The following is a 6101-nucleotide window of genomic DNA, read 5'->3' on the forward strand; positions in this document are numbered from 1 at the left end:
AATTGTTGCAGTTCCTCAATTATAGATGCTTTCACCATAAGCATCAGCAATGTTATTAAAGATGAGATTATTTATTATTGTTGCTTTGCCAAAATTTCCAATACCGGCACCATCATTAGATGCATAGTTAACAGATATTACATTATTCATGACCATCGCGGTGCCAAAATTACAGACGCCGCCACCCCAAAGATCAGTATAGTTATTAGTTATTGTGCAATAGCCAATGTAAAGAGTGTCTTCGTTATAAATAGCACTGTAGTTGGCATATGAAATCTTGCAATATTTTAGAGTGCAGGCCGATGCTTCTGACTTAATCCAGAGTCGTTGCCACCTTTGAGTAGTATCCAAGCCAGTAAAAATAATTGAGTCTTGAGAGGTTCCAATCGCCTTAAGTGTGCCTTTTATCATTAGATATTTATTGATTGAAAATAGAATTTTAACTCCGGGTTGAATATCAAGTCGCACGCCAAGATTAACAATCACATTTCCTGTAATTACATACGGACTACCCTCTGGTGTCCAAATTGTATTTGTATTAATAGTTCCGCTCACATAAGTCGTGTCACCAATTAAGAAATTAATCAAGATCCCAAGTAATCCAATTACCCCGCGCTACTTTTTGGCATAATCTCTCCTTGCATTACGAAGCAGCTTTGTAAAAGTATAAAAATATTCAGGTAACTTTCAAGAGTTTTTTCTCAACACTCCACAGGAAGAAATTTATTATTTTCTTAAGCGACAAGAAATGGTTTTGACAAGCACCATTTCTTACCGATCGTACTTCTCTGCTTTGTCCAAAAAAGCACCTTCTCCGGTTATTCTGAAATTTATTTAGTGATTAAAATAACTCTTGTTGCTTTATTTGCATTTTTTTCTTGACTAAACTTAATTTTTTAGTATTATTTAACTATGTTTGGATTATTTATCGTATTGCATATTTTGGCGTGTATCTTGTTGATTATAATTGTGCTCTTTCAACAGCCGCAAAAGGGTGGAGTCACAAGTGTTTTTGGTGGCGGCGAATCGATTTTTGGTGGTGGCGGTGCCGCACCATTTATGACTAAACTTACTTCTGGCTTGGCAATATTATTTATGATTACATCCCTTTCTTTAGTCTTAATTTCATCTCGCCGGGTTCGCCCAGTCCAGACTCGACCAACGCCAGAAAGCACCACTCCATCACCTGAAACTCCTTTACCCGGCAACGAATAGTTTGAGGAGCAATTATGGAAAAAAATTCTAATGTCAATAACACCTTCGCCGTAGTGAAAATTCAGGGGGGACAATTTCTTGTTAAGTCCGGCGAAAAAATTACAGTTAATAGAATAAATGCAGAACCCGGCACTGTTATTAAATTTGATGAAGTACTCTTTTTAAGGACTAAAGATAATGCAATTGTGGGTAATCCCCAAGTTGAAGGTGCCGAAATTACGGCAAAAGTCATTAATCATATTAGAGCCCCGAAAGTTTATACTTTTAAGTTTATTCGTCGAGAGAACTATCGACGATTAAAAGGACATAAACAACCATTAACCGAATTAGAAGTGTTAGAAATAAACTATTCGCCCAAATAACTCATCAACACTAAAACTTGTCCTTACGTTTTGAATAAAATTTCATAACCTAATGTTCGGTTTAAGTTCAAAAAAATTTATCTTCCGAATTAAAATCTTGGCATTTGGTGTCAATATCTACTCTGCTTTTATTTCCATTTGTTCAGCCAATCTTTTAACTGACCCCAGTTTTGAGAACTGGATAAATCCTTTTCAACCCGGTGGTACTTGGCGCGTTGAAGATACGACCTATACCCAAATAACAAAAGAAAGCACTTTAGTTTTTGATGGCAATTACGCTTTGAAAATGACCAGAAAAGTTGCGGGCACAGGAAATAATCGGGGTATATTCCAAAGAGTAGCACTTCCTTCAGGTCGAAATTATTCTCTTGTTCGCTGTCGATTTTATGAGAATAGTGATAGTATTCGAGGAGGGATTACTGTTACTTGGCGCCGGGCTGATTCTTCCGCAATTAGTTCTTGGCGCACAATTTATACATTTAATGCTCCCAATTGGCAGGTCATTCAGTTAGATACATTTTCACCTAATGAGGCTCGTTGGGCCGATGTGATAATTCGCACCTATGGTATCAATTCCTCAACACCTGCCGGCGGTACTTTAGTTATTGATAGTGCAGTCTTTGTTACCGTGACTTCTATTGAAGAAGATAAAACTAAATTTAACAGGGATTTATTAGTGTCGCCTAATCCATTTTCCCAATATACAAAAATAAGTTTTAATACCGAGTCAAGAACAATAAGTAAGATTTATATCTTTGATATATTAGGTAATCTTGTAAAAATTATCAATAAGCAAGAGAATAGAGATTTTGTAATATGGTCTGGTCAAAATGAAAATGGCAAACCATTGCCTTCAGGCATCTATTTTATCTCCTTAGCGTCAAAAATTAAAAATTTACCAATAACAAAAGTTTTATTATTAAAATAGAAACAAGACTTTTATGCTAAATAAGATTAATAAAAATCCGCTGAATAATATTGATTGGATTTAGTCCTTTTTAAGATAATGCCATTTAATGAGAATTCGTTTCGAGAGATTAGATTTCAGCGGTGAGGAGTTGTTATGTTTGTAGTTATATTATCATTTTTAATTATGCAACCCCAAGGAGAAATAATTTGGTCAGCACAAGGCACTGGTGGTATTTATTGTGCAGTGCCGACTTATGATTATAACAATGATAGGCATCCAGATGTCGTTGCTGCGGCATATTATGGTGCATATCCTTCACCACCAATTAGACTCTTTCTACGCTCAGGTATAGACGGCGCAATTATTTGGACACGAGCCGATTGCCAGGGTGTTTGGGGTACCAGAGGCCTAAAGACAATTGACGATATTAGCGGTGATTCCATACCAGACATAATAATGGGAACCCCTGGCGGTGTCTATCCCGGAAGGACTGTCTTTGCGATAAATGGTGTAACTTCAGCCATAATCTGGAGTTATTCATATTATCCGAATGCTGGATGGGTATATAGTGTAAGTCCTTTTGTTGACATAAACAATGATAATTATCCAGAAGTATTGGCTGGAGTTGGTGGCACATCAAATGACCGTAGAGGTATTACTCAATGTTTTAATGGACATACTGGCGCCTCTATTTGGACTTTTCGGCCAAATGATGCGGTTATGTGTGTTACACTCCATATTGACTTAAATAATGATACTGTGCCTGAAGTGCTGGTCGCATCTGGTGGTAATGGTTTAGATAACCGAATTTATTGCTTAAATGGTAGAACTGGTTCGCAAATATGGTCTTATTTAACTGGGAATTCAGTCGAATTTGTTGCTTTAATCGGCGACGTCAATAATAATGGTACCCCAGATGTTGTTTGTGGTGGTTGGGCTTATACGGTTTATTGTGTTGACGGCGCAAACGGTACTCTAATCTGGCAGAATAATCTCGGGTCAGGTCGGGTGATCTACGAATTAAGAAAAATTCGCGATATAAACAACGACGGAATTAATGATGTCGTCGTCGGCTCTTGGTCAAATTTGGTAAGCGTGCTTTCTGGTCAAAATGGAACCGTGCTTTGGTCTCAAACTGTTGGTAGTGATTGCTGGAATATTGATACCTTGGCAGACATTACCGCAGACAACATACCAGAAGTTATTGCTGGTGCGGTAAATGGCAGAAATATCAAAGTAATGAATGGTGCAAGTGGCGAGGTTATTTGGCAATATACCTTTGTTGACCGAGTGTATGATGTTACTGCTGCACCTGATCTTAACGGCGATAATATCCCAGATGTTTTAGTTGGTCTTCAAGACCAAAACAGTCAACCTTATCAATTATACGCATTCAAAGGGCTTCCCAGTGGAGTTTATGTCAAAGAAAGTAGTACAAATGGCTTATCAAACTTGATTTCTATTGAGTATAAGGCGCATCAAGTAGTAGTAAAACTTTCAATTCCTATAGGTAAATCCTTTGCTACTAAATTGCATGATGTGAATGGTAGAGTGTTAGAATCAACTCCGTTAATAAAGTCAAACGGCAGCGCTTATTATCTTAATATCCGCCGGAATAAAAAGCCATCAGGAATATATTTTGTGCGTGTTGAAATTGAGAACGAAAAGCCTCAAATTGCAAAGATTCTGCTATTCTAAACTAAGTTAGTTGGTGTATTTGTTTTGAGTTCTGCGTTTTAAGATTTGAACTTATTCTTTTATGATTTAAGTTATTCAAGTTTGAATTTGAAGTTAAATATTCTCAATTTTAATAACCTTGAAACACAACTATTAGATTCTAATTATAAGTTGTAGAGATTGTCAATTTTAATAACCTTGAAACATTAACTATTAGATTTGAATTAGAAGTTGTAGAGTATAAATTTTAATAACCTTGAGATACAACTATCAGATTTGAATTTGAAGTTGTAGAGTATAAATTTTAATAACCTTGAGACATTAACTATTAGATTTGAATTTGAAGCTGTGGAGATTGTCAATTTTAATAACCTTGAGACACAACTATCAGATTTGAATTAGAAGTTTTATAGATTCTCAAATTTAATAACCTTAAGATGTAACAGTAAGTTTTACATTAGAAGTTTTATAAATTATCAATTTTAATAACTTGAGATGTAATAGTAAGTTTTGCATTGGAAGTTTTATAAATTGTCAATTTCAATAACTTGAGACATAACAGTAAGATTTGAATAGAAGTTTTTATAAATTATCAATTTTAATAACGTAAGATGTAACAGTAAGTTTTGCATTAGAAGTTTTATAAATTGTCAACTTCAATAATCCTTTGTGGTGTTAGGATATAATTAACTTTTACATCTTTTTCTCTTACTAAATAAGAAAAATCCGCAACAATCTGACATTCGTGAACAATTGTTATAACTTTGGCATTGGGTTTTAATAAATTTTTGATTTTTAGTTCCTCATATTCTCTATCACCATAACCTTTACCTTTGCCCAAACGATTACCTTTTAGATCGACCGCAACACTACCTTGAATAAATAAATCCGCTGGTGTTTTAGGTGATTGGCCATATCTTTTAAGTCCTTGAATTGTAATTGCCTTATCTGCGAGTTCTTTGCCTTTAATTTCTTTATAATCCGTTATATGAGGCAAGGCTACTAACAGCGTCTTACCACTTGCTAAAATTAATCTTCGGGCAGCAATTAAGACGGCATCAGGTGCCGTAAAAATACATTGCGCAGTCTCAAACTCAGGGATTTCTAACAATCGAGAACAAGCACTTTCCGCCCCAATAAAATTAGGAATTCTACCATAACAAGGTTTAGGAAAAGTAATAAGATTGTTCTTTTCCATATAATCCCAAATACGAAAACGAATTTCGTCCTTAGTCATAATCTACTATTTTACAAAAAATTGTTTGTAAATTATATCATAGAATCTCCTTTATTCAACCATTTCTAACAGCAAAGGTATTTAATATTTAATATGTCTAAGTCAATACTGTTCTTATGGTTAAAACAAGTATAAATGGATTAGTATTTAATCCACTCCGAATTCAATTTAGAACTCCAATTTTGATTTCAATATTTCAAGCCGGTATAATAAGTTGAGACCTATTATTCTGCAGATAGGTATCTGTTTTATTCCAAACACCTACAAAATCTTTCTTAAAAAAGTGGAGAGCGATAATTAAATCTTATGGAAAATTTGGAATACATTTTGTTATAGGAGATATAATCAGATGTCCCTGTTCGTCATCTCCATCATCCTACTCGCAATCCAAACATAACCTGTAAATAAAATAATACCTCAAAATGTAAATAAATAATACCGAAAATTGCAATTTCTCCAAAAATCCCTGACATTTTACACACATTGATAATAAAATTTGTCAATTAAAAATAATCAAAGTTTATGAAAAATTAGGATTTACGGCAATTTGAAGATATAATCAAATTTTGTCTGCTGATACCAATCAAACAAGCCACCAGCCTGTTTGACCGAGAAGGCAAAAGATTAGGAGACCTATTCTACCATCCCTTTGATAATCCAGAGGTTAAATCATTAGGTCATTTAAAAGACAATCTAAATA

The 6101-nt window shown here is 34.6% G+C and carries 6 protein-coding genes; 4 read left to right on the plus strand and 2 right to left on the minus strand.

Annotated elements, in window-relative coordinates:
• Positions 1-15: 15 nt before the first annotated feature.
• On the minus strand, positions 16-588 hold the full coding sequence (locus tag N2201_03775; protein MCX7785331.1) for a hypothetical protein: 573 nt from the start codon (positions 586-588) through the stop codon (positions 16-18).
• Positions 589-912: 324 nt separating this feature from the next.
• On the opposite strand from N2201_03775, the gene secG reads away from it, so the two are divergent.
• The 4 genes from secG to N2201_03795 all read left to right on the plus strand — a co-directional run bounded on the left by secG (position 913) and on the right by N2201_03795 (position 4185).
• On the plus strand, positions 913-1215 hold the full coding sequence (gene secG / locus N2201_03780) for a preprotein translocase subunit SecG (GenBank protein ID MCX7785332.1): 303 nt from the start codon (positions 913-915) through the stop codon (positions 1213-1215).
• Positions 1216-1229: 14 nt separating this feature from the next.
• Positions 1230-1577, plus strand: coding sequence for a 50S ribosomal protein L21 (gene rplU / locus N2201_03785; GenBank protein ID MCX7785333.1), 348 nt, complete (start codon positions 1230-1232; stop codon positions 1575-1577).
• A gap of 52 nt (positions 1578-1629) precedes the next feature.
• On the plus strand, positions 1630-2505 hold the full coding sequence (locus tag N2201_03790) for a T9SS type A sorting domain-containing protein (protein MCX7785334.1): 876 nt from the start codon (positions 1630-1632) through the stop codon (positions 2503-2505).
• A 135-nt stretch (positions 2506-2640) separates the two neighbouring features.
• On the plus strand, positions 2641-4185 hold the full coding sequence (locus N2201_03795) for a PQQ-binding-like beta-propeller repeat protein (GenBank protein MCX7785335.1): 1545 nt from the start codon (positions 2641-2643) through the stop codon (positions 4183-4185).
• A gap of 619 nt (positions 4186-4804) precedes the next feature.
• Here the strand turns inward: N2201_03795 and N2201_03800 are convergent.
• Positions 4805-5401 carry a 5-formyltetrahydrofolate cyclo-ligase gene (locus N2201_03800; GenBank protein MCX7785336.1) on the minus strand — a complete coding sequence of 199 codons (597 nt, stop codon included), beginning with the start codon at positions 5399-5401 and terminating at the stop codon, positions 4805-4807.
• Positions 5402-6101: the final 700 nt, after the last annotated feature.

The sequence above is a fragment of the candidate division WOR-3 bacterium genome (assembly GCA_026418155.1).
In the GTDB taxonomy this organism is placed as follows: domain Bacteria; phylum Hydrothermota; class Tepidihabitantia; order Tepidihabitantales; family CAIPLT01; genus JAOABV01.

Coding starts and splice junctions, on each gene's coding strand:
- N2201_03800 (MCX7785336.1), bottom strand. CDS start 5,401: ATGACTAAGGACGAAATTCGTTTTCGTATTTGGGATTATATGGAAAAG.
- N2201_03795 (MCX7785335.1), top strand. CDS start 2,641: ATGTTTGTAGTTATATTATCATTTTTAATTATGCAACCCCAAGGAGAA.
- secG (MCX7785332.1), top strand. CDS start 913: ATGTTTGGATTATTTATCGTATTGCATATTTTGGCGTGTATCTTGTTG.
- rplU (MCX7785333.1), top strand. CDS start 1,230: ATGGAAAAAAATTCTAATGTCAATAACACCTTCGCCGTAGTGAAAATT.
- N2201_03790 (MCX7785334.1), top strand. CDS start 1,630: ATGTTCGGTTTAAGTTCAAAAAAATTTATCTTCCGAATTAAAATCTTG.